Origin of the sequence: Gordonia sp. IITR100 (assembly GCF_002009645.1) — a bacterium.
GTDB classification, from domain to species: Bacteria; Actinomycetota; Actinomycetes; order Mycobacteriales; family Mycobacteriaceae; genus Gordonia; species Gordonia hongkongensis.
In genome coordinates this window covers 1-26711 of record NZ_MVKV01000013.1, presented here as the reverse complement: position 1 = coordinate 26711, position 26711 = coordinate 1, and the positions used below count along the sequence as shown (strand labels likewise).

Sequence of the window (26711 nt, the reverse complement as noted above, 5' to 3'; positions counted from 1 at the left end):
GGCGTCGCCGGGGGTCGACGTCAGGCCGGAGCCACCCGGCCGTGGCGGGATACGGTGTGAGGCATGGGTGAGCGGGCACGGCTGACGGCGACAGACCTGCGCGAGATGATCATCGACGACGACACGTGGGAACCGTGGGATGCGCCGGTCGGTGAGCCCGCGACGACGTCCGATGGTGCGGACGACACCTATGCCATCGAGCTCGACCGGGCACGCCGAAAGAGCGGTTCGGACGAATCGGTCACCACCGGCGCCGGCGCGATCGGCGGCCGGCGAGTGGCGATCGTGCTGGTGGAGTTCGAGTTCCTCGGCGGGTCGATCGGGCGCGATGCGGGGGCCCGGATCGTCGCAGCGGTCCGACGCGCGACACGCGAACGACTCCCGCTGCTGGCGTATCCCGCCTCCGGAGGCACCCGGATGCAGGAGGGAACCGCGGCGTTCCTGCAGATGGTTGCCATCACGGGTGCCGTGACCGACCACAAGGCCGCCGGCCTGCCCTACCTGGTGTACCTGCGTCATCCGACCACGGGCGGGGTGTTCGCGTCGTGGGGTTCGCTCGGCCACATCACCTGGGCGGAACCCGGAGCGCTCATCGGTTTTCTCGGGCCGCGCGTCTACGAAGGCCTGTACGGGGAGCCCTTTCCGGCCGATGTCCAGACCGCGGAGAATCTGGTCCGCACAACGGTTGTCGACGACGTGGTCGATCCCGTCGATCTGCCGGCCCGCCTCGCCGCGGTGCTGCGACTGCTCGACGCGCGTGACCGGCCGTCGTCGGACGACTCGGTGACGGTACGTCCGCAGCGCACGCAGTCGGGGGAGTCGGAGGACACCTGGGCCTGTGTGCTCGCCACCCGCGAGGCCGGACGCGCGGGCCTGGTCGAGTTCCTGGCCGGCGGGGATTCGGCGCCACTGTCGGGTGCCGGGCCACTGCGCTTCTCGCTCAGCGACTTCGACGGTCGGGTCGCGTTGGTCGTCGGCTACGACCGGACGTCACAGGAGGCGGGGAACCTCCCGGGGCCGCGACATCTGCGCGAGGCGCGGCGGGCGATCATGGCGGCCGACGACCTCGGACTCCCGGTGGTCACCGTGATCGACACCCCGGGCGCGGAACTGTCGGTCGTCGCCGAGGAGGGTGGCCTCGCGGCGCAGATAGCGCGCTGCACAGTCGAATTGCTCAGTGTGCGCGTGCCGACGGTCTCGGTCCTCCTCGGGCAGGGTGCGGGCGGCGCCGCGCTCGCGCTGTTCCCCGCCGACGTCCGGGTGGCGCGCGCCGACGCCTGGCTCTCGCCGTTGCCGCCCGAGGGAGCGAGTCTCATCGTGCACCGTGATCTCGACCATGCCGGTGAGATGGCCTCGCGGCAGGGCATTCTCGCCGGGCGCATGGCCGCGCAGGGCATGATCGACCACGTCGTCGACGCCGGATCGGACGACGAAGCGCTGTCGGCGATCCGCGACTGGATCGGCCGGTATCTCGCGGGATCGCCGGTTCCGGACGACGAGGCACGAACACGCGTGCCGACGAAAGACGCGCGATGAGCGCGCGCACCGTCGCCGTCGGGGCGCTCATCACCGACGAGTCAGGACGGATCCTGTTGATCCTGAGGCGGAACGAGCCGTCGGCCGGGCACTGGAGCCTCCCCGGCGGCCGGGTGGAGCCCGGGGAGTCGCTGGAGCAGGCGGTGGTCCGCGAGGTCGAAGAGGAAACCGGCTTGCGGGTGACGGTCGGCGAACCGGCCATCCAACTCGAGATCCCGGTCGGCGACGGACGGGTGTACGAGGTCCACGACTTCCGTGCCGAGATCCGTTCCGGGGAACTACGTCCAGGTGACGACGCCGCGGACGCGGCGTACTTCACACCGGCCGAGGTCCGTCGGGCGAAGGTCACGAACAGGTTGGTGGAGTACCTGGAGCAGGCCGGTGTGTTGCCGCCGGAGTCGCCCTGACGGCGCACCCGCCGACGGTCCCGGCGCAGCGGGGCCGACGTGGTGCACGGACATGGTTTTGTGCAGGATGGAGGGATGACCGATCTACTGCCCCTGGACCCTGACCAACTCCTCACCACCACCCGCTCGGTGCGCAAGCGTCTCGACTTCGAGCGTTCCGTGCCGCTCGACGTGGTCAAGGAGGCGCTCGAGGTCGCGTTGCAGGCACCGACCGGCAGCAACAGCCAGACCTGGCACTGGATCGTGCTCACCGATCCCGAGCTGAAGCAGAAGGTCGCGGACTATTACGCGCAGTCGTTCGCCAAGTACTACTCGGGCCAGGCCCCGCGGGATGAGACCGGCAAGCGCGTCGCCTCCAGTGCCCAGTACCTCGCCGACACGATGGGTCAGGTCCCGGTGCTCGTCATCGGCGCCATCTACACCGGTGGCGACCTGCCGGCGGGTAACCAGGCCGGTGTCTGGGGTTCGCTGCTGCCGGGTGCCTGGAGCCTGCAGTTGGCGTTGCGTGCTCGCGGCCTCGGATCGGCGTGGACGACCCTCCACCTGAACTACGAGAAAGAGGTGGCCGAGCTCCTCGGCATCCCGGCCAACATCCATCAGGGCGTGTTGCTGCCGGTGGCCTACAGCAAGGGCACCGATTTCAAGCCCGCGCCGCGGAAGTCTCTCGACTCGGTCCTCCACATCGACGGCTGGTGAGCGCGAGGTGCCGGATCACTTGTGATCCGGCACCTCACACCGCAGAGCCGCCAGTGCCATCGCGGTCAGGAGCCGGCGCAGTCCGTCCTGGTCGAAGTCGGGTAGGCGAGGCGAGGAGTTGAGCAGCCCGAACATCGCGTGAACGCGCACGCGGGCTTCCTCGCGGTCGAGTGTGCCCCCGTTCTCGTCGACCACCGCGAGGAGCACGTCCACCCACCGTTCCACATAGCGGCGCTGCAGCAGCCGGACCCGGTGATTGGCGTCCGGGGTCATCGACGGCAGGTCCCGATCCTGCACCGTGATGAGGTCGGGACGGGTGACGAGGACGTCGATGTGAAAGCCAATGAGCGCCACCAGGGTTTCCGACGGTGAGCCGCCGCGGTCGGCGACCTCGCTGCCGCCGTCGTGCAGTCGCTGACTGATGTCGATGAGCATCTCGTCGAGAAGCTCGGTCTTGGAGGAGAAGTGGCGGTACATGGCCGGGCCGCTCACCCCGACGGCTCGGCCGATGTCCTCCAGTCGCACGCCGGCGAATCCGCGCTCGGCCATCTGGTGGGCGGCGGCGGACAGCAATTCGGCACGACGGGCCGCCTTGGCCTGGGTTCGGCGCGTCGGCGGACGATTCGTGATCTCCGATTCGTCCTCGCGCGGTTCATGCGTCGCGGACATCGATCCCGAACTCTACGCGTTCGCGCGTGCGGACGAGATGCAGCGTGTCCGACGTCGGCGCGCGGGGTGGGTGACCCGGTCGAATGAAAACTGCGCCGGCCGGTGCTCACGAGGCCGGGAAGGGCCTAGTCTTGCGCATGATCGCGCGCCGGACGGCGGGCGCAGAACAGTCCGAAAGGGCGGCGGGCCGAGTCCCGCAGCAGCGAGGAGGAGCGGATCGTGAATCCAGGCGAACCCCAGCACCCCGGCGGTCAGTGGTCAGGCGTTCCGCAGGGCCCACCGCAGACCGGGGGCTTCGCCGACAACCAGGATCAGACGGCCCACGTCCAGCACCCGGGCACCGGGAGTCTTCCGCCTCAGCAGTGGAACCCCGGCGCGCAGTACCCGCCTCCCGGTCCCGGCTGGGGACAGCCGGCACGCGGACCACGTGCGGACCTGTCGGTGATCTTCGCGCTGGCCTCCGCGGTCGCGGGGGTGGTCACGTACTTCATGGGCTTCCTCGGGTGGATCTCGGTCGGGGTCGGCTCCGAGGAGGAACTCAACCGCTGGGGAACGGATTTCGAGGAAGGGCAGGGCGGTATTCCCGCGTACTTCTCCTACGAGATCGTCCTGAACCCCGGCAAGTTCTTCATCCTGCTCGGGGTCGTCGGCATCGCGGCGACGTTCGTGCTGGTTCCGAGCTATCGCAAGGCGCTGCCGTTCCTCGCGGTCGTCGGAGTCGCCGCGTGGCTGGCCCTGTTCGCCGCGGCACTGATCACGCCGCCGTTCCTCGACCTCGGCGCCGGTGCGATCGTCGGGCTGATCCTGGGATTCCTGCAGGTGGCGCTGCTCATCGCGGCGGCCTTCTTGTACGGTCTGAAGAAGGATGACGCGCCCAACCGGGGATGACGGCCCCGACGATCCGATCGTCGGCCTCCTGCGTCGTGCGGGATGTGTCTTCGCCGACGAAGAAGCCGCGGTGCTTCGCGAACACACCACCAACGCAACCGAACTCGACGCGCTCTGTGCCCGACGCGTGGCCGGCGTGCCGATTGAGCATCTGGTGGGCTGGGTGCAGTTCGGCGAGTTGCGGTTGTCCGTGGGCACGGGCGTCTTCGTGCCGCGGCAGCGTTCCCTGTTGTTGGCGCGCACCGCGATCGCCGCAGCAGATGCGTGCCGGTCGCCGACCGTACTCGAGGCGTTCTGCGGCGTCGCACCCATCGCCGCGAGTGTTGCGGCCGCGGTGCCCGGCGTCGAACTGCATGTCGTCGATGCTGACGACACCGCCCTCGGCTTCGCGCGCCGAAACCTGCCGGGCGGGACCGGGATTCACCTCGGTGCCGGGCTCGTCCCGCTGCCGGCAGCACTACGCGGCCGCCTGGACGTGATCGCCGCAGTACCTCCCTACGTGCCCGAGTCGGCGCTCGGACTGCTGGCGCCGGAGGCGCGGGATCACGAACCGCGCGGCGCGCTGCTCGGCGGCCGGGACGGCCTCGACCACATCACGGCCTTGATCGCCGACGCCCGGAGATGGCTCGCCGTCGGTGGCGAGTTGCTGATCGAGATGAACACCGCGCAGTACGACCTGGTCGCCGTCGCCCCGCCGACCAGAGCGCACTACGAGTGCGAGGTCGTCTCGGGCGACGACGGCCAGACCGCCGTGGCGCGTCTTCGGCGGGCACGCTGAGGCCGGCCGGTGTGAGCGAAGCGCTCCTATCTGCCTAGAGGTGTGAGCGAAGCGCTTCTAACTGCTCCCTGAGGTGTGAGCGAAGCGCTTCTAACCGCTCCCTGAGGAGCGAGCTTGCGAGCGTCACGAAGGGTCATGGTGAGCCGGGTTGTGAAGACCCTTCGTGACGCGCCCTCCGCAAGCTCCGGGCGCTCCTCAGGGAGCAGGGGCAGGTCGTTCTTTCGGATTGGGGAGCAGTTGTAACCAGGTGTTTCGAATCACGGACCGATGCTCAGCCTCAGATCCCCAGCACCTCCCGCTGCCGTGCGACCGCTTCCCGGTAGCGCGCGACGTTGGCCATCTTGATCCCCTCGTAACCCCGGACCATGTCCGGTAGTTCCGCGAGGTCGACGACCGCGGGTACCTGGTCCGCGCCGATGCGCCCACTCGCGAGCGCATCGAGCGCGGCGTCGACGAGTTCCCGGTACTCGACGATCAGCGCGCGTTCGGTGCGTCGGATCTCGCTGCGGCCGAACGGGTCCAGTCGGGTCCCCCGGAGCCGCTTCGCCTTCGCGAGCGCGCTCAGCGGGGTGTCGGCCCACGATCCCAGCGCCAGCTTCTCGCGCATCCCCATACTCCGTAGGGTCGGTGGGTGGAGGCGTACCGCGACCTCGGCGTCGGCGCCGAATTCGTCGGCGATGCGCGCGGCGAACGCCGGATCCTGCGTGAGCCGGGCGACCTCGTACTCGTCCTTGTAGGCCATCAGCTTGTACAGGTTTCGGGCGACGGCGGCGGTGAGCGGGGCGTCCGATGCGACGCGTCGTACGCGGTCGACCGTGTCGAGGTAGGTTCGCGCGTATCTCTCGTCGGAGTGGGCGGTCAGCTCGTCGTACCGGATCGCGATGGTGCGCCGGAGGTCGGCGTCGATATCCCCGAGCGCGCTGACCACCTCGAGGGCGTGGCGGCTCGGTTCGATCTCGGCGACCCCGCGACCGTGCAGTCCGTCGATGGTGCCGGACACGGAGTCGGGATCGGACACGACCTGCCGGCCGCGCCGGAACGCCTGGACGTTCGCGTCCACGGCCACGCCGTTGAGCTCGATCGCCCGCTCGATGGATTCCGCCGAGATGGCCAGCGCCCCGGCTTGATACGCAGCACCGACCATCAACATGTTGGCGTACTGCTCGTCGCCGAACAAGGCTGTCGACACCGCTCCCGAATCGAGGTACACGGTCCGCGCGACCCGGGAGTCGACCGCGGAGTGGACGGCGGAGTCCGCCGGGAACCCGACCGAGGTGTCGATGACCATCAACCCGGTCGGCACCTGGGTGGTCGAGACGATCGCGACCGTCTTCTCGGGAGCGGTGACCTTGAGGTTGACCGGGTCGGTGCCGACCAGCGGATCGCACACGAGGTACAGGTCGCAGTCCTCGGACGCCACCTTCGCCGCCTGCTCCAGCGGATACGGGGCCACCTTGATGTCGCTGACCACGGCGCCGCCCTTCTGCGCGAGCCCGGTCATGTCGACGGTCCGGGCCGAGTGGCCGTCGAGGACGGCAGCGGTGGCCAGGACCTGGGACACGGTCACCACGCCGGTACCGCCGATACCCGTGATGCGCAGGGAGAAGGTGTCGCGGATGGCGGGGACCGCGGGCATCGGCAACACGGTGTCCGCCAGATCGGCTGCGCGCGTGCGGATGCGGTCGGTGCCCGGGGTGACCGTGACGAACGACGGGCAGTCGCCCTTGAGACAGGAGAGGTCGAGGTTGCACGAACTCTGGTCGATGCGCGTCTTGCGTCCGAACTCGGTCTGGACCGGGTGCACCGAGAGGCAGTTCGACTTCTCGCCGCAGTCGCCGCACCCCTCGCAGATGCGTTCGTTGATCACGACGCGACGAGTGGGGGTGGGCATGGCGCCGCGCTTGCGCTTGCGGCGCTTCTCGGCGGCGCAATGCTGATCGTGCACGAGCACCGTGACGCCCGCGACGCCCGCGAGTTCGGTCTGTACCTCGAGCAGGTCATCGCGGTGGCGGACCTCGACGGTGTCGGGGAGTCCCAGCGTACGAACATGTTTCGGGTCGTCGGAGGTGACCACGACCCGGCTGACACCTTCGTCGAGCAGCAGTGACGTCAACCGCGGCAGGGTCATCCCGCCCACCGGGTCCTGTCCGCCGGTCATCGCGACGGTGCCGTTGTAGAGCAGCTTGTAGGTGATGTTCGCGCCCGACGCCACGGCCGCCCGCAACGCCAGCGACCCCGAGTGCGAGAAGGTTCCGTCGCCGATGTTCTGCACGAAGTGGTCCGCGGACACAAACGGGGCCATGCCGATCCATTGCGCGCCCTCGCCGCCCATCTGGGTGACCCCGGCGATGTCGCCGACCTGCCGGGGATCCATCAGCAACACCATCGCGTGACAACCGATGCCGGCGCCGACCAGGGTGTTCTCGGCGACCTTCGTCGAACTGTTGTGGGGGCAGCCGGAGCAGAAGTACGGGGTGCGCACCGCCAACGGGAGTTCGATGCGGGTGCGGCGAGCGGCTTTGCGGTCGAGCCAGATCCGCGCGGCGTCGACCCCGTGGCGGGCGAGACGGTCGGCGAGTCCTCGGGTCACCGCGTCGACGTCGAGTTCGCCGAAGCGGGAGAACAAGGTCGATCCGTCTTCGTGCACCTTCCCCACGATGCGCGGGGCCCGCGGGTGGCGGAACAGGATGTCGCGCATCATCGTCTCGATGAAGTCGCGCTTCTCCTCGACCACGATGACCTCGTCGAGATCACCGGTGGCGGTGTCGAACATGAAGCGATTCAGGATCTCTCGCTCGATCGGGTAGACCATGCCGAGCTTGAGGATGCGGATTCCGAGCCGGCGCAGATCCTCGTCGTCGATCCGCATCAGACGCAGTGCTTCCCGGAGATCGAGGTAGGTCTTTCCCGCGGCGACGATGCCGATGCGGTCGTCGGGACTCGAGACCACGATCCGGTTGAGGCCGTTGAGCCGTGCGTACTCCTGCGCACGCGGGAGCCGGGTGGTCAGCTGATTCTGTTCGAGTTCCATGAGGTGGGCGCCGAGTAGGCGCCCGCTGGGCACGTGGGGGCTCGTCCCGAGGTCGCCGTAGACGGGCACTATGCGGTCCGGGTCGACGCGTGCGGTCGACGCGCCGTCCGCGACGTGCGCGGAGATCTTGAGCGAGGTCCAGACCCCGCTGGTGCGGCTCATGAGCGCCGCATGGACACCGAGATCCAAGATGTCTTGGGAATCGGCCGGATAGAGGATCGGGATGTAGAGGTCGGCCAGCGCCATCTCCGATGCGCACGGGACCGTCGAGGATTTCGCGCCCGGGTCGTCACCGACCAGCGCGACCGCGCCACCGGTGGAATGGGTTCCGATCAGATTCGCGTGCCGCAGGGCGTCCGTCGCGCGATCGAGACCGGGCGCCTTGCCGTACCAGTATCCGACGACGCCGTCGCGGGGGAGCCCGTCCGCGGACGGCGTCAATTCGGCACCGCCGATGACCTGTGCGGCGAGCTGCGAACCCATCACCGAGGTCGCGGCGAGCTCTTCGTTGAGACCGGGCCGGTGGATGACGTCGTACGGGGCGAGATGCTCGTGCCGTCGGGCGAGTTCGAGATCGTAACCGGCGAGGGGAGAGCCCTCGTAGCCGGAGATGAACGAGGCCGTCCGGAGGCCGGAACGGCGGTCGACGCGAGCGCGGTCGCGGACCATGCGTACCAGGGCCTGGATGCCGGTGAGGTAGATGTCGCCGGACTCGCGGGTGTAGCGGTCGTCGAGCGAGAACCCGGTGGCTGCCGTCTCGGGCGGCGTGCCGGGGGTCGGGACGTGCTCGGAGCGAGCGCGGTCGTCTGCGAGGGTCATGGGGTCACCTGGCCTTCTGTGTGCGGTGGCCGGTCCGGGGTTCCGGGGTGTCGGCGCATCGGTTGTGTCGGCCCGGGGGTGGTGGGCCTGCCACAACAGTACGAGAAGACGTGATGCGCGTCACGTAGGTCATGTCGACGCGGTGGATGAACCGGGGCGTGACATGGGCCACTTCATCGCGTACGATCACTTTCAGTTAATAGCCACTAACTGAAGGGTCGACGGTGACCAGCACGCTCGACGGCTTCCGGGCCGCACACCAGCGCAATCTCGACCTGCTCGACGAACGCCTGCGAGAGGTGTCCGCCGGCGGCGGCGCGAAGGCTCGTGATCGCCACGTCGCTCGCGGAAAGTTGCTCCCGCGGGACCGGGTCGACGGGCTGCTCGACGTCGGGTCGCCGTTCATCGAGGTGGCCCCGCTCGCGGCCTTCGGGATGTACGGCGGCAAGGTGCCCGCCGCCGGGGTCATCGCCGGCGTGGGGCGCGTCGCGGGTCGAGAGTGCATGATCGTCGCCAACGACGCCACGGTCTCCGGCGGCACGTACTACCCGGTCACGGTCAAGAAGCATCTGCGTGCGCAGGAGATCGCGGCGGCCAACCGGCTCCCGTGCATCTACCTCGTCGACTCGGGCGGCGCGATGTTGCTCCAGCAGGACGAGGTGTTCCCCGACCGGGATCACTTCGGACGGATCTTCTTCAATCAGGCGACCATGAGCGCCGCCGGCATCCCGCAGATCGCCGCGGTGCTCGGGTCGTCGACCGCCGGCGGGGCCTATGTCCCGGCGATGAGCGACGAGACGGTGATCGTGCGCAATCAGGGCACCATCTTCCTCGCGGGCCCGCCACTGGTGAAGGCGGCGACCGGAGAAGATGTCTCCGCCGAGGACCTCGGCGGTGGTGCGATGCACTCATCGGTCTCCGGTGTCACCGACCACCTCGTCGACAACGACCAGCAGGCGCTCGCCAAGGTCCGCGAGATCGTCGCGACGCTCGGGCCCCGTGAGGCGCCACAGTGGGAGACGATCCCGGTCCGCGAGCCGGTGCGGCCGCAGACCGACATCTACGACGTGGTGCCCACCGACCCGCGAACTCCGTACGACGTCCGATCGGTCATCGAGATCCTGTGCGATGGAGGAGAATACAACGAGTTCAAGGCGAACTACGGCACCAGTCTGGTGACGGCGTTCGCGCACCTGCACGGTCACCCGGTGGGGATCGTCGCCAACAACGGTGTCCTGTTCAGCGAATCCGCGCTGAAGGGAGCTCATTTCATCGAACTGTGCGACCAGCGTCGCATCCCGTTGCTGTTCCTGCAGAACATCACCGGCTTCATGGTCGGCAAGGCCTATGAGCAGGGCGGCATCGCCAAGAACGGGGCCAAGATGGTCAATGCCGTGGCGTGCGCACGCGTGCCCAAGTTCACCGTCATGGTCGGCGGCTCCTTCGGCGCGGGCAACTACTCGATGTGCGGACGCGCCTACTCGCCCAGATTCCTCTGGATGTGGCCCAACGCCCGCATCTCGGTCATGGGCGGACCGCAGGCCGCCGACACCCTCGGAACGGTGCGACGCAACCAGATCGAGCGATCCGGCGCGGAATGGTCCACCGAGGACGAGGAAGCGTTCAAGGCCCCGATCCGCGAACAGTTCGAACAACAATCGGATGCCTACTACTCGACGGCCCGGCTGTGGGACGACGGCATCGTCGACCCCGCGCAGACCCGGACACTACTCGGCCTCGCTCTCGAGACCGCCCGCTACGCACCGCTCGCCGATCCGCGCTACGGCGTCTTCCGGATGTGACCGCCGATGCCGACGCCGCTCCGCCTACCCCGAGGACTTCGACCGTGAGTACCAGACCCATCCGCAGTGTCCTGGTGGCCAACCGTGGTGAGATCGCCTGCCGGGTGATCGACACCCTGCGCCACATGGGAATCCGCAGTATCGCAGTCTATTCCGACGCCGACGCGCAGGCGCGCCACGTCCGGGAGGCCGACGTCGCGGTGCACATCGGCCCGGCCGCCGCCACCCAGAGCTACCTCGACATCGCAAAAGTGGTCGACGCGGCACGCAAGACCGGTGCCGACGCCGTCCACCCGGGCTACGGATTCCTCTCGGAGAACCAGAAGTTCGCGGCCGCTCTGGCGGAGGCGGGCATCGTCTTCATCGGGCCGCCCGCGGAGGCGATCGCGACGATGGGAGACAAGATCACGGCCCGGGCCGCCGTCACCGCTCGCGACGTGCCGGTGGTGCCGGGTCTGTCGCGCCCCGGCCTGATCGACGACGACCTCATCGCCGCGGCCCCCGACATCGGGTTCCCGGTTCTCATCAAGCCCAGTGCGGGTGGCGGTGGAAAGGGCATGCACCGGGTGGCCGAGGCGTCGGAGCTGCCGGCCGCGCTGGAGCGGGCCCGCCGTGAGGCCGCCGCCGCGTTCGGCGACGACGCGCTGTTCCTCGAGCATTTCGTCGACACCCCGCGCCACATCGAGGTGCAGGTCCTCGCCGATCAGCACGGGAACGTCATCCACCTCGGCGAGCGTGAGTGCTCATTGCAGCGGCGGCACCAGAAGGTGATCGAGGAGGCGCCGTCGGCGCTGCTCGACGCCGAGACCCGTGCTCGCATCGGTGAGGCCGCGTGCGATGCCGCGCGCAGTGTCGGCTACACCGGGGCGGGCACGGTCGAGTTCATCGTGTCGGCGCACCGGCCCGACGAGTTCTTCTTCATGGAGATGAACACCCGCCTGCAGGTCGAGCACCCGGTGACCGAGCTCGTCACCGGAGTCGACCTCGTGGAACAACAGATCCGCGTCGCCCGCGGAGAAGTCCTGGGTCTGACGCAGGACACGATCACCCTCAGCGGCCACGCGATCGAGGCACGCGTGTACGCCGAGGACCCGGCCCGCGGTTTCCTGCCGACCGGCGGCACGATCGAGCATCTCGTCCATCCCGACACCTCGGCCGGTGGCGGCATCCGCGTCGACTCGGCCATGCTCGACGGATTGCGCGTCGGCAGTGACTACGACCCGATGCTCGCGAAGATCATCGCCTACGGTGCCGACCGGGAGGAGGCGCTCGAACGTCTCGATCAGGCACTGGCCCACACACGCGTGCTGGGCGTGGTCACCAACATCGACTTCTGCCGCTTCGTCCTGCGCCAGCAGGCGGTCGTGGACGCCGACCTCGACACCGAGCTGTTGGACCGCCTCGTCACCGATTACGCTGCGCCGGAGCCCATTCCCGAGGCACAGGTGCTCGTGGGTCTGGCACGGATCGGCGCTCGCGATGCCGACGACGTCTGGTCCTCGGCGGTCGGATGGCGGGTCGGTCGATCCGCTCCGGTCCGCACCCGCCTCGTCGCCGGCGGACGACATTCGACGGTGGCCATCCAGGTCGATGCCGCCGACGAATGGTCCGTCTCGGGAACCGCCACCGTCACCTTCGACGACGACGCCGAGGCGCCGTGGACCGGGCACGTGGTCTACCAGCCGGCGCAGCCCGGCGACGGTCGCGGATCGGACCGCCTGGTCGTCGACGGGGTGACGCAGTCGTGGTCGAGTGTTCGAGTCGGAGAGAGCTGGTGGGTGGGAGGGCCGTCGGGCACCTGGGTCCTCGAACTCGCGAAGCCCCTGCTCGACGAGGCCGCCGACGAGCACGCCGGCGAGATCACCAGCCCGATGCCGGGCACCGTGGTCGCCGTCGCCACCGAGATCGGGGCCGACGTCTCCGCCGGCCAGTCGATCGTCGTCGTCGAGGCGATGAAGATGGAACATGCACTCACCGCGCCGGTGGACGGCACCGTCGACATCTCCGTGAAGGTGGGGGACAAGGTCGACGCGGGACAGATCCTCGCCGTCGTCACCGCCGGCGATCCCCTTGATCCCTGAGGTGCGAGGAGCGAAAGCGACGAGCCTTTACTGATCCCTGAGGTGCGAGGAGCGAAAGCGACGAGCCACGAAGGGCCCTGAACCACCCGTCGAACAACCTTCCCAGGAGAACACTCACATGGAACTCACCCAGGAGTACACCGACCTCATCGCGACGGTCCGCGACTTCGCGCAGACCGTGGTGGCGCCGGTGGCCGCGAAACACGATGCCGAGCACAGCTTTCCGTATGACGTCGTCGCCCAGATGGGCAAGATGGGACTGTTCGGGCTTCCCTTCGACGAGAAGTACGGCGGCATGGGCGGCGACTACTTCGCCCTGTCACTCGCGCTGGAGGAACTCGGCAAGGTCGACCAGTCCGTCGCCATCACCCTCGAGGCCGGGGTGAGTCTGGGCGCCATGCCCATCTACCGATTCGGCAGCGAGGAGCAGAAAGAGCAGTACCTCCCCGAACTCACCGCGGGCACGGCGCTCGCCGGCTTCGGGTTGACCGAACCCGGGGCGGGTTCGGATGCCGGGGCCACCGCGACCACGGCCCGTGACGACGGTGACTCCTGGATCATCAACGGCGGCAAGCAGTTCATCACCAACTCGGGGACCGACATCACCTCACTGGTGACGGTGACCGCGGTGACCGGGGTGAAGGAGAACGGCAAGAAGGAGATCTCCACGATCATCGTGCCGTCCGGCACGCCGGGTTTCACCGCCGAGCCGGCGTACAACAAGGTCGGGTGGAATGCCTCGGACACCCATCCGCTGACCTTCACCGACGTGCGCGTTCCCAAGGAGAACCTGCTCGGTGTCCGCGGCCGCGGATACGCCAACTTCCTGTCCATCCTCGACGAGGGGCGGATCGCCATCGCAGCCCTCGCCACCGGCGTCGCCCAGGGGTGCGTCGACGAGAGCGTGAAGTACGCCAAGGAGCGACAATCCTTCGGCAAGGCGATCGGTGAGTACCAGTCGGTGTCCTTTGCGATCGCCCGGATGGAGGCGCGCGCCCATGTCGCGCGGACCGCCTACTACGACGCGGCGGCGAAGATGTTGGCGGGCAAGCCCTTCAAGAAGGAGGCGTCGATCGCCAAGATGATCGCCAGTGAGGCGGCGATGGACAACGCCCGGATGGCCACGCAGATCCACGGTGGATACGGCTTCATGAACGAATATCCCGTCGCCCGGCACTACCGCGATTCGAAGATCCTCGAGATCGGTGAGGGCACGACCGAGGTGCAGCTCATGCTGATCGCGCGCGAGCTGGGGTTCGCATGAGCGACACCACCGGCGGGCGTCGAATCGTGCAGCGCGGGTTGTGGTTCGGCGAGTTCGAGGAGGGCACGATCTACGCACACCGGCCCGGACGCACTGTCACCGAGGCCGACAACGTGCTGTTCACGACGCTGACCATGAACACACAGGCGCTGCACCTCGACGCCGCCTGGTCGGCCGAACAGCCGGGTTTCGGCGGGCAACGCCTGATCAACTCCATGTTCACCCTGTCGACGATCGTGGGATTGTCGGTCTCCCAACTCACCCAGGGCACCCTCGTGGCGAACCTGGGCTTCAGCGAGGTCGCCTTCCCGGCGCCGTTGTTCGCCGGCGACACCCTGTACGCGGAGACCGAGTGCACCGGTAAACGCGAATCGCGGTCGCGTCCGGGTGAGGGCGTGGTGAACTTGACCCACATCGGACGCAACCAGCACGGCGAGGTCGTCGCCCGCGCCGCACGAGCAACGCTGGTGCGCAGGCAACGGACGGAGTGACGACGATGTTCTTCGAGGACTCACCCGGCGGCCCGGTCGCGGGTTCCGGGTTGTCGGGGCAGCTCACCAACGCGTGGCTGCCGCCCGGGCCGGCGATGTTGTTCTGCCCGGCGGACCGTCCCGAGCGATACCAGAAGGCCCTCGACCGGGCCGATGTCGTCATCCTCGACCTCGAGGACGCGGTGTCGCCGACGAACCGCGCCGCAGCCCGGGAGGCTCTCGTCGCCAATCCGATCGATCCGGACCGCACCATCGTGCGGATCAACCCGGCCGGTACCGGCGACTACCGGCGCGATCTCGCCGCCGTCTCGGAGACGAACTACCGGGTGGTCATGCAGGCCAAGGCCGAGGACGTGTCCTCGATCCTGGACACCGCGTTCCAGACGATCGCACTGATCGAGACGCCGCTCGGCGCGACCCGCGCCCGCGACATCGCCGCCACCTCCAACTGCATCGGACTGATGTGGGGGGCAGAGGATCTCGTCGCGGGCCTCGGCGGCACGTCGAGCCGGTTCGGTCCGGGTGAACCCCGGCCGGGTGAGTACCGGGACGTCGCGAGTTGGGTCCGGTCGATGGTCCGCATCGCGGCCGCCGCGTACGGAAAGTTCGCCGTCGACTCGGTGCACCTCGACATCGCCGACGTCGACGGACTCGTCGCCGAGGTCCGCGACGCGGTGGCCCTGGGTTACACCGCGACCGCATGCATCCATCCGTCCCAGGTCGATCACATCCGGAACGGTTACCGCCCGTCGGACGAGGCGGTCGAGTGGGCGCGCAAGGTCCTCGACGGTGCGGCCGAACACGCGGGCGGGGTGTTCAGCCTCGACGGTCAGATGATCGACGGGCCGGTCCTGCGCCAGGCGGAGGTCGTCCTGTCCCGTGTGAGCGGTACGCGTACCGATCCCGCCCCCGAGAACTGACGAAGCCCCCGACCATCCGGGCATCCACCCCCCGAGAACAGACCGGAGCAAGAACATGAGCACCGAGGCTCACCCGAAGCCTGCACACACGCGCGGTGAGGAGACACCGGCACTGCTCACCGAGACCATCGGAGCCACCCTGGCCCGAACCGTCGCGGACCACGGCGAGCGAACCGCGTTGATCGACGCCGCCGCAAGGCGGGAATGGCGATACACCGAGTTCCACCGTGACGTACGCGCGCTCGCGGCCGGACTGCTACGACTCGGCGTGTCGGTCGGCGACCGCGTCGGGCTGTGGTCGCCGAACCGGTTCGAATGGGTGTTGACCCAGTACGCCGCGGCCGAGATCGGCGCCGTGCTGGTCAATCTCAATCCCGCGTACCGGCAGAACGAGATCGAGTACGCGCTGCAGCAGTCCGGGACGAGCGTCGTCCTGGCCGCCGAGAGCTTCAAGGACTCGGCCTATTCGACGATGCTCGAACAGGCCCGGCCACAGTGCCCGGAGCTGCGCGAAGTGGTCCTGTTCGAATCCCCTGGCTGGGATGCGCTGTGTGTCGAGCCGAGCGCCGACGAGCTCACACGCGTCGACGAGATCGCTGCGTCGCTCTCACCCGACGACCCGATCAACATCCAGTACACCTCGGGTACAACGGGTTTCCCGAAGGGTGCGACGCTGTCGCACCGGAACATCGGGAACAACGGGTACCTCGTCGGCGAACTGCTGAACTACACCGCCGACGACCGGATCTGCCTACCCGTGCCCTTCTACCACTGCTTCGGCATGGTGATGGGTAACCTCGCGGCGACGAGTCACGGTGCGGCGATGGTGATTCCGGCGCCGGCCTTCGACCCGCGGGCCACCCTCGAGGCGGTCGCGGAGTACCGCTGCACCAGCCTCTACGGCGTGCCCACCATGTTCATCGCCGAACTCGGCCTGCTCGACGACGGGCTCGACATCGACCTGTCGAGCCTGCGCACCGGCATCATGGCGGGGTCGCCGTGCCCCGAGTACGTCATGCGGCAGGTCGTCGACCGCATGCACATGCGTGAGGTGTCGATCTGTTACGGCATGACCGAGACGTCGCCGGTGTCGACGCAGACGCGGGTCGACGATCCCCTCGAGTTGCGTGTGACCACCGTCGGGCGGGTCGGCCCGCACCTGGAGATCAAGGTCGTCGATCCCGGAACCGGGGAGACCTCGGCGCGCGGCGAGACGGGCGAGTTGTGTACGCGCGGTTACTCGGTGATGACCGGATACTGGAACGACCCGGAGAAGACGGCCGAGGCCATCGACGCCGACGGCTGGATGCACACCGGCGACCTCGCCGACATGGACGAGAACGGTTATGTCCGGATCACCGGGCGCATCAAGGACATGGTGATCCGCGGCGGGGAGAACATCTACCCGCGCGAGATCGAGGAGTTCCTCTACACCCATCCCGACATTCTCGACGCCCAGGTGATCGGGGTGCCCGACGTGAAATACGGCGAGGAGCTGATGGCCTGGGTCCGGTTGCGCGACACCGCAACCGAATTCACCGCCGACGACCTGCGCGAGTTCGCGACCGGCAAGATCGCGCGACACAAGATCCCGCGGTACGTCCATGTGGTCGAGGAGTTCCCGATGACCGTCACCGGCAAGGTCCGCAAGGTGGCGATGCGCGACGAGGCGGTCTCGATCCTCGAGCAGTTGCGATGAGCACGTCGAGGACTGCGGAGCGGGTCACGAGCACCCAGATGGACCGGTTCGGTCGCTTAGTCGCCGAGCGATTCGGGTCCGGCACAGGCGATTACGACGACCTGTGGTCGTGGTCGGTGGAACATCCGGCCCGGTTCTGGCGTGCCGTCTGGGAATTCTTCGACCTCGACGCCCTCGCCGCGGAGCCGCTCGGCCCCGGGGACGAGGCGGTGCTCGCCGACGACCGGATGCCCGGTGCGGTCTGGTTCCCCGGGATGCGGTTGAACTACGTCGATCAGATCCTCCGGCACGCCGCCCTGCCCGGTGCCGCGATCGTGGGCATCGACGAGGCCGGTGACCGTTCCGAGATCGCGTGGGCGGAACTGCCGGCGCAGGTCGCGGGCCTGGCCGCGGCCCTGCGTGCGCGCGGAGTGGGGTCGGGGGACGTGGTGGCCGCCTACCTCCCCGACATCCCCGAGGCCGTCATTGCCTTCCTGGCCACCGCATCCCTGGGCGCGATCTGGTCCGGATGTGGACAGGACTATGCCCCGCAGGGGGCAGCCGGCCGACTCGGCCAACTCGCACCCAAGGTCCTGTTCACCGCCGCCCGATATCGCTACAACGGCAAGGTCGTCGACAAGCGCGCCGACAGCGCCGAGCTCGCCGGGCTACTGCCGGACCTGGTCGCGCACATCACGATCGGCGCGACCGAGGAGTCTTCGTCGGCCCTCGACTATGCCGACGCCGTCACCAGCGACCCCGGCGACTTCCACCCCGTCAAGGTGCCCTTCGATCATCCGCTCTGGGTGCTGTTCAGTTCCGGCACCACCGGACGCCCCAAAGGCATCGTGCACGGACACGGGGGAGTCCTGCTGGAGCACCTGAAAGCCGGTGCCCTGCACGGCGATCTGTCCGCAGACGACGTGTTCTTCTGGCAGACCGCGCTCAGCTGGATGATGTGGAACTATCAGGTCGCCGGACTTCTCTGCGGTTCGCGGATCGTCTGTTACAGCGGTTCGCCCCTGTACCCCGACGCCGACCGCCTGTGGCAGGTCGTCGACGACGAGCACGTCACCTACTTCGGCACGAGTCCCGGTCAGCTGCAGGCCTCGCGGAAGGCGGGTCTGGAACCGGGCCGCCGGCACGACCTCGGTCGGTTGCGCACTCTCGGGAGTACCGGATCATCGCTCGCCGCAGATCTTTTCACCTGGGTCGACGACCACGTCGGGGCCGGACTGCCCATCTCGTCGATCAGCGGCGGCACCGACATCGTGTCCGCGTTCGCCGGCGGCTCCACCGGTGTACCGGTCGTCCCGGGGGAGCTGTCGGTGCGCTACCTCGGTGTGGCACTGGAGAGTTGGTCGCCCGACGCCCGCCCGCTGGTGGGGGAGGTGGGTGAACTCGTCGTCACCGCGCCGATGCCGTCGATGCCCGTGAGCTTCTGGGACGATCCCGACGGTGCGCGCTACCGCGCGGCTTATTTCGCCCACGAATGGGAGGGCGGTGCGTCGAATCCCGAGAAACCGGTCTGGCGGCACGGCGACTGGGTGACGGTGACCGAACGTGGGTCGCTCGTGATCCACGGCCGCAGCGACGCGACGTTGAACCGCCACGGGATCCGGATGGGATCGGCCGACATCTACGAGGTCGTCGAAGCGCTCGACGAGATCGCCGAGGCCTTCGTGCTCGGTGTCGACGGACCGGACGGCGCCTACTGGATGCCGCTGTTCGTCACCCTGGTCCCCGGCGCGACGCTCGACGACGCGCTGATCGGCCGGATCGCGGGCGCGGTCCGCGACCGCCTCTCCAAACGCCATGTGCCCGAAGAGGTCATCGAGGCCCCCGGGATTCCGCACACCCGGACCGGAAAGAAGCTCGAGGTTCCGGTCACCGCGATTCTGGCGGGCCGTTCCGAGGTCAACATCGACCCCAAGGCGGTCGACGACTACGCGCTGATCAACTGGTACGCCGAGCAAGGGCGCGCGCATCGCTGGTGAGCGGGATTCGTGGCCCGGCGGGGCGACCCCGATGTGCAAGGGTCATGGGACCCGGCTGGTATGTGTACTAGCGTGGTCGACAGTTCTGCGCTCGTGGGGGGGCGACGGCCGGACGCCGTCACCTCGACGCGACCCGCTGATCCTGACCGACCGACCCGACCAGGAGATCGTCATGACCTACCCACCCGGCGGCTACGGGCAGCAGCAGCCCGAGTCCGGCCAGTCCTACGGCCAGTACGGCAATCAATCCGGATATCCCCAGTCCGGCGCGCACAACACGGGTCCGCAGGCGAGCCCCGCGCCCGGTTCCGATCAGTACGGTCAGGCCCAGCAGTACGGGGGTCAGCAGTACGGGGGCCAGCAGTACGGTCAGAGCGGACAGTCCTACGGCCAGGGGCAGCCGGGTTACGGCCAGAGCCCCGCGCCGGGATATGGCCAGCAGGGATACGGCCAGCAGGGGTACGGCCAACCCGGATACGGCCAGGACCAGCAGGGCCAGCAGGGCTACGGCCAGTACGGATACTCCCCGCAGCCGACCAAGACGCCGAGTCAGGGACTGCCGGCCATCACCCCGGTTCTCCTCGCCGCCGCGATCGGCGCCTTCGGCCTCATCGTCCTCTTCAGCGGGTTCCTGTCCGCCGCCGAGACCTATGACTTCGCGCTCAAGCTGTTCCAGACCCAGTACAACGCGCCGTACACGCTGATCAGCGTTGCCGGAATCCTGGCGCTCATCTCGCTGATCCCGGGCATCAAGGTGCCTGCGGCGCCGATCGTGGCGTCGCTGGCGATCACCTCGTTCCTGATCACGCTGTTCCAGTTCCTCAACATCGACGACAACGGTGCCGGGGCGATCGTGCTGCTGATCTTCACCCTCCTGTCCGCGGTTCTCGCAGTCGTGTGGTTGCTCGTCGACGCCGGCGTCATCAAGGTGGCGCCCGCGGTGGGCTCGGCGACCGCCGCGGTAGCCCCCGGCTCGTCGGCCGCGCAGTCCGACACCGGCGCTCACCAGCAGACCGGTGGCTACGGTGAGGCGCAGACCACCGCCTACGGCACCGGCAGCGCGCAGGCTCAGTACGGCCAGCAGTCGTCGGCGAACTACGACCCGTCGGCCTACTCGCAGTCGTCGGGCGCGTCGACCGCCGGTCAGAGCGGTTACTCCGGCGGTGCGAGCGAATCGTCGGCATCGGCCTCCGGTCACGGCGAGTCGGGCTACGGGGACTACCGTCCCGGCCAGTACGCGGCCGGCGCCTCGGGCGCATCCCCGGCCGCGCCCAGTGGATCCGCCAGCCCCTCGGGCACCGACACCCCGGCCGGAGACCACTCCACCACGGTCTTCCAGAAGCCGGAACCGCCCACCGGCAGCGGCAACTGACAGAACCCACAGTGCCCCGTCGACCATCGGTCGACGGGGCACTGTCGTTGTGCGGACGGTCCAGCGGTGAGCTGACTCCCTTTCGCAGCCCGCTCGGCGCGTCTACGACGGCCTCGGCCGGGACCGTGTCAGGCTCATGACGATGCCCTCCCTCAAGTCGGACCCGACCACGGACAATCTGGCGTCGCAGCTGCGTAACCTGCGGCGATCACGTCGTGCGCAGCGCACGGCGGCCGAGGGCTCGGCCCGGCAGCTCGCGGTTGTCGCGTTCACCGTTCCCGCGATAGCGCTGGTGACGCTGATCGTCGTGATGCTCTCGGTGCTGCTGCTGGCCGGCAGCGGCCTGACCGGACTGCCGAGTGCGATCGCCTCGGGCTGGCTGGCCGTCCACCAGGTGCCGGTCACGATCAGCGGGGTCACCATAGGTGTGCTGCCGCTGCTGCCGACGCTTGCGGTCGCCGCCGGCACTGCCTGGCTGACGGCCCGGGCCGTCGCCGGTGGCACGAACTCGAACGAACGCGATCGGCACGACCTGTTCGACCTCGGCGCCGTCGTGTTCTCGGCGGTGATCGGTCCCGTTCTCATCACCGCGATGTCCCTGGCGGTCGTCATGGACGGCGGGTCGGTCCTGCCGGTGCAGACGCCCAACGCGCTGCTCGCGTTCCTCTACACCCTCGGCGTACACGGCGGTGCGGCGGTCGCCGGTGTCGTGTGGAGCCGACGACGCGACTTCGCCGTCCGCGGGGGCGTGACCCACGCCGATCGTCGCGGTTTCCGGTACGGGCTGGTGGCGGCGCTGCTGCTACTGGTGGCCGGAGCCGTGCTGGTGTGTCTGCGAATGTTGATGAGGCACGGGCAGATCGGTGAACTGATCGAGACCGGTTACGACTTCGACGGGTTCCTGGGACTCACCCTGCTGTCGATGCTCTACCTCCCGAACGTGATGGTCGCCGCGATGGCGGTGCTCGTGGGTTCCGACGTCCAGATCGGTGCGACGACGGTCGACCTGTTCACGGTCCGCGGTGACGCCGTCCCGCCCGTCCCGGTTCTCGCGGTCCTTCCCGACGGGCCGGGTGCCGGGGTATGGGGATTCGTCGGACTGCTCGTGCCGGCCGGTGTCGCCGCGTTCGTCGGCTGGCGATGCCGCGACCTCGATCCCATGGCCCACGTGCGTTCGGTGGGTGTCGCCGCGGCGGTCGCGGCTTCGGTGGTCGCCGTTCTCACCGTCTCGGCGGGTGGAACGCTGGGGGAGTTCGGCGAGGTCGTCGTGACGGTGTCGGCGGCCGGGGTCTTCACACTGGGTTGGATCGCGGTCGTCGGCCTGCTCATCGTGCTCGTCTACGCCTTCCTGCCGTCGACCCGAGCGGCACGTCTCGCTGTCGGCGAGGAGTACTTCGAGGATCCCCTCGACCTCGGTTACGAGGACGAATACGTCATCGTCACCGATCTGGACGAGGACGACGAGTACGCCGAGTACGCCGAGTGCTCAGAGGTCGAGGACGGCGAATTCGAGGACGGCGAGTACCAGGACTCGGACTACGACGACGGTGAGTTCGACGACGGTGAATTCGGGGACGCTGACCTCGCGGACGACGACGCGGAGAACGTCGCCGGGTTGGACCCGGACGACTCCGATCTCGACACCGCATCCGGGCGCGCGCCGGCGAAGAACCGCGTGTACGACGACGATCTCGACGTGGCGGATCTCGCCGTCGACGTGGATCACGACCTCCATCCCGGTTCGCACGGGGCCTCACGGCAACGCTGACAGCGCGCTTCCCAGGCGTGCCCCGGCGGCGCCACCCGGCGCGGGCGGCCCAACGTGCGGCGATTAGTCTCGACGACGTGGCATCCCCGACGGCACCTGGTCGCACCCCGCTGGTGGTGATGGCGTCGGGCACCGGTTCGCTGCTGGAATCGCTGATCGCGCGCGCCGGTGACGAGGATGCCCCGTTCCGTGTCGCGGCGATCGTGGTCGACCGCTCGTGCCGGGCGCAAGAGGTCGCGCAGCGCCACGACATCCCGCTCATCACCTGCCGTGTCGCCGACCACGCCGACCGTGCGACGTGGGATCGTGCGCTGACCGACGAGGTCGCCGCGATCGAGCCGGAGTGGGTGGTGACCGCCGGTTTCATGAAGATCCTCGGCCCGGCTTTTCTCGGCCGGTTCGGCGGTCGCGTCGTCAACAGTCATCCAGCGCTGCTACCCGCGTTTCCGGGCGCCCACGGGGTCGCCGAGGCGCTCGACTACGGCGTCAAGGTCACCGGCGCGACGGTCCATCTTGTCGACGAGGGCGTGGACACCGGCCCGATTCTGGCGCAACAGGTGGTCAGCGTCGTCGACGACGACACCGCCGACAGCCTGCACGAGCGAATCAAGACGGTCGAGCGCGTGTTGCTCGCCGACGTGGTGACCGCACTGGTCACCAGAGGAGTAGTCATCGATGGACGAAAGGCCCGCATCCCGTGAACGCACCCAGCTCTGACAGCTCTCGTCGACCGATTCGGCGCGCGCTGGTGAGTGTCTACGACAAGAGCGGTCTCGCCGACCTCGCGACGGCACTACACGCGGCCGGAGTGGAGATCGTGTCCACCGGGTCCACCGCGAAGACCATCGCCGGCGCGGGCGTGCCGGTCGTGGAGGTGTCCACGCTGACGGGCTTCCCCGAGTGCCTCGACGGCCGCGTCAAGACCCTGCACCCCAAGGTGCACGCGGGCATCCTCGCCGACACCCGCAAGTCCGATCATGTGGCTCAGCTCGACGAACTGGGCGTCGCCGCATTCGATCTCGTCGTCGTCAATCTCTATCCGTTCACCGAGACGGTGGCGTCCGGTGCGACTCCGGACGAGTGCATCGAGCAAATCGACATCGGCGGCCCGTCGATGGTGCGTGGGGCCGCGAAGAACCACCCGTCGGTCGCCGTCGTGGTCGATCCCGATGACTACTCGCTGGTGACCGAGGCCCTCACGGCCGACGGGTTCTCGCTCGTCGACCGGAAGAAGCTTGCGGCAAAGGCTTTCCGGCACACCGCGGACTATGACGTCGCGGTCGCGTCGTGGATGTCGAGTGTGGTTGCGCCCGAGGACGAGTCGCAGTTCCCGGCGTGGGCCGGTGCGACCTGGACCCGCTCCGCGGTGCTGCGTTACGGCGAGAACCCGCACCAGCCGGCCGCACTGTATGTCGGTAACGCCGGGGCCGGCGGGGTTGCGACCGCCGAGCAACTCCACGGCAAGGAGATGAGCTACAACAACTACACCGACGCCGATGCCGCGTGGCGCGCCGCCTACGACTTCGATGCCCCGGCGGTCGCGATCATCAAGCACGCCAACCCGTGTGGCATCGCCATCGGCGCCGACATCGCGGAGGCGCATCGCAAGGCGCACGCGTGCGATCCGGTCAGCGCCTACGGCGGCGTGATCGCGGCGAATCGTGAGATCACCGTGGCGATGGCCGAGCAGGTCGCCGAGATCTTCACCGAGGTGATCGTCGCGCCCGGCTTCGCCGACGGTGCGCTCTCGGTGCTGACCCGTAAGAAGAACATCCGCGTCCTGGTGGCCACCCCGCCGGCGGCGACCGGGATCGAGACGAAGCCGGTGTCGGGCGGACTGCTGATGCAGCAGCGCGACGTCCTCGACGCCGACGGCGACAATCCGGCCAACTGGAACCTCGTGGCGGGTCCGCCGGCCGACAACCAGACCCTTGCCGACCTCGAGTTCGCCTGGCGTGCGTGCCGTTCGGTCAAGTCCAACGCCATCCTGCTGGCGTCCGACGGTGCGTCGGTCGGCGTCGGCATGGGCCAGGTCAATCGCGTCGACTCCGCGCACCTGGCCGTGCAACGCGCCGGCGACCGGGCAGCGGGGAGTGTCGGGGCGTCGGACGCGTTCTTCCCCTTCCCGGACGGACTGCAGGTGCTGCTGTCGGCCGGGGTGAAAGCCGTTGCGCAGCCGGGCGGTTCGATTCGAGACAACGAGGTGATCGAGGCGGCCGACGAGGCGGGCGTGACGCTCTACCTCACCGGGGCGCGTCATTTCGCTCACTGATCTCGCTCTACTGGTCGTCGCCGGTTTCGGCGCCGGCCTGATCGGCTACATCACCGGGCTGGCGTCGATCGTCAGCTATCCCGCACTGCTCGCGGTCGGACTCAGTCCGATCGCGGCCAATGTCACGAACACGGTCGCGCTGGTCGCCGTCGGGGTGGGCAGTACCGCACAGTCGGGACGCTCCCTCCTCGACGGTGACCGCAGGCGGCTGATCATCGGCGCGATCGCCTCGCTCATCGGCGGCACGGTCGGGGCGGTGCTGTTGCTGTCGACGCCGGCCGAGGCGTTCGAGACCGTCGTGCCGTTCCTGGTGGCGATCGCCGCGATCGCCCTGCTGGCGCAACCGGTTCTGCGGCGGTGGGCCACCTCGCACGTCGAGCGTCCCTGGGTGTTCATCCTGGGCCTGACGCTGATCTCGGTGTACGGCGGGTACTTCGGGGCGGGCGCCGGCATCATGATTCTCGCGCTGATGCTCGTGGTGACCAGCGAACCACTGTGGCGCGCAGCGTTGTCCAAGTCGTTGTTCCTCGGCATCGCCAACACCGTCGCCGCCATCGGTTTCATGATCTGGGGTCCCGTCGACTGGTGGGCGGCGCTCGCCATGGCCGTCGGCTGTCTTGCCGGCGGGTGGTGCGGCCCGCCTGTCGTGAAACGGCTGCCGCCCGGGCCGCTCCGGATCGTGGTCGGGGTGTGCGGGCTCGGACTCGCGGCGTGGCTCGCGGTCAGCTGACGTCGGCGTGATGAGCAGGCGGTTGTCGTCGGTGTGCCCGCGGCAGCCCCTGCTCCCTGAGGAGCGTCCGGAGCTTGCGGAGGGCGCGTCAGCCCCTGCTCCCTGAGGTGCGTCCGGAGCTTGCGGAGGGCGCGTCAGCCCCTGCTCCCTGAGGTGCGTCCGGAGCTTGCGGAGGGCGCGTCAGCCCCTGCTCCCTGAGGTGCGTCCGGAGCTTGCGGAGGGCGCGTCAGCCCCTGCTCCCTGAGGTGCGTCCGGAGCTTGCGGAGGGCGCGTCAGCCCCTGCTCCCTGAGGTGCGTCCGGAGCTTGCGGAGGGCGCGTCAGCCCCTGCTCCCTGAGGTGCGAGGAGCGCAGCGACGAGCCACGAAGGGTCCGGCGACCGGCAAGCTTCAACTCGACCGGCAGACTTCGATCGAGGTCTGGGAGTCGAGTTGAAGTCTGTCGGTCACAAGTCGGGGCAGGTATGCGAGACAGTCCCGCCGGTCGAGGTCGACTGCGCTCCTCGGTTGAGCCTTGCGGCCGGGGGTGGGGCAGCCACGCTTCCTCGGATCGGTTGCGTATGTTGTCAGTAGCGCACGTTCGGCCGAAGGAGCGCTTCAATGTCGGGGGCACGGGCATACAGCGATGCCGGTCTTTCCATTGGGCGCAGTTGTCTAAGAGCAACTTCGGCCTGCAGGTGAAGCTGCCCAACAGGGTGCGCTACCGGACATCGATTTGCCGCAGTCGGAAGTATCGCGGCCCACTGACGGGGCGGCAGCCCATTTGGCAGTTCACGGCGGCCGTCAGCCCGCATGTGGTCCAGGTGCAAGGGCGGGGTAGCGGCGAGGGTTTCACAGTACGGCCCCGTTCCCGGTCCACGATCCGACCGGGAACGGAGCCGACTGCAGTGTCGCTGTGGAGTTGTCAAGGGACGGATGCGGTCCCGGGCGGGCGCCGGGAGCGAGGCTGCTACGCGAACGTCTGGTGGTCTGTGGCGGCAGCGGTCAGGCGGCGTCGTCGAGTCGCATGGTGCGTCGGTTGTAGGCGGGTAGTGGTCGGCGTTGCGGGTCAATACTGGCGGGTGGGACGAGCCAGGGATGGCGGTCGAAACCCATCACGATGTCCCAGCCGTGGTGGTGGACCTGCGTATGGCAGCGCTGACACAGCAAACAGCCGTTGTCGAGGTCGGTGGGTCCACCGTCGGCCCACGACTTGATGTGGTGGACCTGGGTATGTGACGGTGGTGCACCGCATTTGATGCAGCAGGCGTCGCGCACGATGATTGCTTTGCGGAGGTGTGCCGGATACAACCGACGGGTGTGACCCATCTGCAGCGGTACGCCCTCACTGTCGAGGGTGATCTCGGTCAGCGAGCCGTCGCACGACGCTAGTTTCGCGGTGGCATGGCTGACCGTCCCGGTCCACGGCAGCGTTGCGAGTTCTCCGGTGGCGGGGATGGTCAGCATCAGTTGCGTGCGTGGGCTTCCGACGGTGTCGATGGTCGCGCCGATCGCTGCTTGGTCGAGGATCAACTC

At 68.6% G+C, this 26711-nt stretch carries 20 protein-coding genes; 17 read left to right on the top strand and 3 right to left on the bottom strand.

Annotated features, from left to right (window positions below; translation table 11 throughout):
• Nucleotides 1-63: 63 nt before the first annotated feature.
• The 3 genes from B1818_RS16925 to B1818_RS16915 all read left to right on the top strand — a co-directional run bounded on the left by B1818_RS16925 (nucleotide 64) and on the right by B1818_RS16915 (nucleotide 2639).
• Nucleotides 64-1536 (top strand): carboxyl transferase domain-containing protein, encoded by a 1473-nt coding sequence (locus B1818_RS16925; RefSeq protein WP_058251540.1) that lies wholly within the window; start codon nucleotides 64-66, stop codon nucleotides 1534-1536.
• Complete coding sequence (locus B1818_RS16920) at nucleotides 1533-1943, top strand: NUDIX hydrolase (RefSeq protein WP_058251539.1); 411 nt, start codon at nucleotides 1533-1535, stop codon at nucleotides 1941-1943. The genes B1818_RS16925 and B1818_RS16920 overlap by 4 nt, the downstream gene beginning before the upstream one ends.
• A gap of 75 nt (nucleotides 1944-2018) precedes the next feature.
• Complete coding sequence (locus tag B1818_RS16915; protein ID WP_078113402.1) at nucleotides 2019-2639, top strand: nitroreductase family protein; 621 nt, start codon at nucleotides 2019-2021, stop codon at nucleotides 2637-2639.
• Between the two features lie 15 nt (nucleotides 2640-2654).
• Here the strand turns inward: B1818_RS16915 and B1818_RS16910 are convergent, their stop codons facing one another.
• The gene (locus tag B1818_RS16910; RefSeq protein WP_078113401.1) at nucleotides 2655-3308 is read right to left on the bottom strand and encodes a TetR/AcrR family transcriptional regulator; all 654 of its coding nucleotides are present in this window, start codon (nucleotides 3306-3308) and stop codon (nucleotides 2655-2657) included.
• 219 nt (nucleotides 3309-3527) lie between these two features.
• Here B1818_RS16910 and B1818_RS16905 point away from each other — a divergent pair, with 219 nt between their 5' ends.
• Entirely contained in the window at nucleotides 3528-4196 is a 669-nt protein-coding gene (locus B1818_RS16905) for a DUF5336 domain-containing protein (protein ID WP_078113400.1), read from the top strand.
• Complete coding sequence (locus B1818_RS16900; RefSeq protein ID WP_078113399.1) at nucleotides 4174-4974, top strand: SAM-dependent methyltransferase; 801 nt, start codon at nucleotides 4174-4176, stop codon at nucleotides 4972-4974. The genes B1818_RS16905 and B1818_RS16900 overlap by 23 nt, the downstream gene beginning before the upstream one ends.
• A gap of 277 nt (nucleotides 4975-5251) precedes the next feature.
• Here B1818_RS16900 and B1818_RS16895 read toward each other — a convergent pair whose 3' ends face one another.
• A complete protein-coding gene (locus B1818_RS16895; protein WP_078113398.1) occupies nucleotides 5252-8824 on the bottom strand; it encodes an indolepyruvate ferredoxin oxidoreductase family protein in 3573 nt (1190 codons plus the stop codon).
• 224 nt (nucleotides 8825-9048) lie between these two features.
• On the opposite strand from B1818_RS16895, the gene B1818_RS16890 reads away from it, so the two are divergent.
• The 12 genes from B1818_RS16890 to B1818_RS16835 all read left to right on the top strand — a co-directional run bounded on the left by B1818_RS16890 (nucleotide 9049) and on the right by B1818_RS16835 (nucleotide 25199).
• Entirely contained in the window at nucleotides 9049-10626 is a 1578-nt protein-coding gene (locus B1818_RS16890; RefSeq protein ID WP_065631772.1) for a carboxyl transferase domain-containing protein, read from the top strand.
• A 44-nt stretch (nucleotides 10627-10670) separates the two neighbouring features.
• Entirely contained in the window at nucleotides 10671-12707 is a 2037-nt protein-coding gene (locus B1818_RS16885) for a biotin carboxylase N-terminal domain-containing protein (RefSeq protein WP_078113397.1), read from the top strand.
• Between the two features lie 118 nt (nucleotides 12708-12825).
• Nucleotides 12826-13971 carry an acyl-CoA dehydrogenase family protein gene (locus B1818_RS16880; RefSeq protein WP_058251531.1) on the top strand — a complete coding sequence of 382 codons (1146 nt, stop codon included), beginning with the start codon at nucleotides 12826-12828 and terminating at the stop codon, nucleotides 13969-13971.
• On the top strand, nucleotides 13968-14462 hold the full coding sequence (locus B1818_RS16875; protein ID WP_078113396.1) for a MaoC family dehydratase: 495 nt from the start codon (nucleotides 13968-13970) through the stop codon (nucleotides 14460-14462). Before B1818_RS16880 ends, B1818_RS16875 begins: the two co-directional genes overlap by 4 nt.
• Nucleotides 14463-14467: 5 nt before the next feature.
• Nucleotides 14468-15382 (top strand): CoA ester lyase, encoded by a 915-nt coding sequence (locus B1818_RS16870; protein WP_078113460.1) that lies wholly within the window; start codon nucleotides 14468-14470, stop codon nucleotides 15380-15382.
• A gap of 55 nt (nucleotides 15383-15437) precedes the next feature.
• Nucleotides 15438-17081: an AMP-binding protein gene (locus B1818_RS16865; protein WP_078113395.1), complete on the top strand. Its 1644-nt coding sequence runs from the start codon at nucleotides 15438-15440 to the stop codon at nucleotides 17079-17081.
• Nucleotides 17078-19057 (top strand): acetoacetate--CoA ligase, encoded by a 1980-nt coding sequence (locus tag B1818_RS16860; protein ID WP_078113394.1) that lies wholly within the window; start codon nucleotides 17078-17080, stop codon nucleotides 19055-19057. The genes B1818_RS16865 and B1818_RS16860 overlap by 4 nt, the downstream gene beginning before the upstream one ends.
• A 172-nt stretch (nucleotides 19058-19229) precedes the next feature.
• A complete protein-coding gene (locus tag B1818_RS16855) occupies nucleotides 19230-20429 on the top strand; it encodes a DUF5336 domain-containing protein (RefSeq protein WP_058251527.1) in 1200 nt (399 codons plus the stop codon).
• A gap of 142 nt (nucleotides 20430-20571) precedes the next feature.
• The gene (locus tag B1818_RS16850; protein WP_176455947.1) at nucleotides 20572-22197 is read left to right on the top strand and encodes a DUF6350 family protein; all 1626 of its coding nucleotides are present in this window, start codon (nucleotides 20572-20574) and stop codon (nucleotides 22195-22197) included.
• Between the two features lie 77 nt (nucleotides 22198-22274).
• On the top strand, nucleotides 22275-22898 hold the full coding sequence (gene purN, locus B1818_RS16845; RefSeq protein ID WP_078113392.1) for a phosphoribosylglycinamide formyltransferase: 624 nt from the start codon (nucleotides 22275-22277) through the stop codon (nucleotides 22896-22898).
• Nucleotides 22895-24469, top strand: a complete 1575-nt coding sequence (gene purH, locus B1818_RS16840) for a bifunctional phosphoribosylaminoimidazolecarboxamide formyltransferase/IMP cyclohydrolase (RefSeq protein ID WP_058251525.1) — start codon at nucleotides 22895-22897, stop codon at nucleotides 24467-24469. Before purN ends, purH begins: the two co-directional genes overlap by 4 nt.
• The gene (locus B1818_RS16835; protein WP_078113391.1) at nucleotides 24456-25199 is read left to right on the top strand and encodes a sulfite exporter TauE/SafE family protein; all 744 of its coding nucleotides are present in this window, start codon (nucleotides 24456-24458) and stop codon (nucleotides 25197-25199) included. Before purH ends, B1818_RS16835 begins: the two co-directional genes overlap by 14 nt.
• A gap of 981 nt (nucleotides 25200-26180) precedes the next feature.
• Here the strand turns inward: B1818_RS16835 and B1818_RS16830 are convergent.
• A partial coding sequence (locus B1818_RS16830; RefSeq protein WP_139363040.1) for an HNH endonuclease occupies nucleotides 26181-26711 on the bottom strand: 531 nt, incomplete at its 5' end.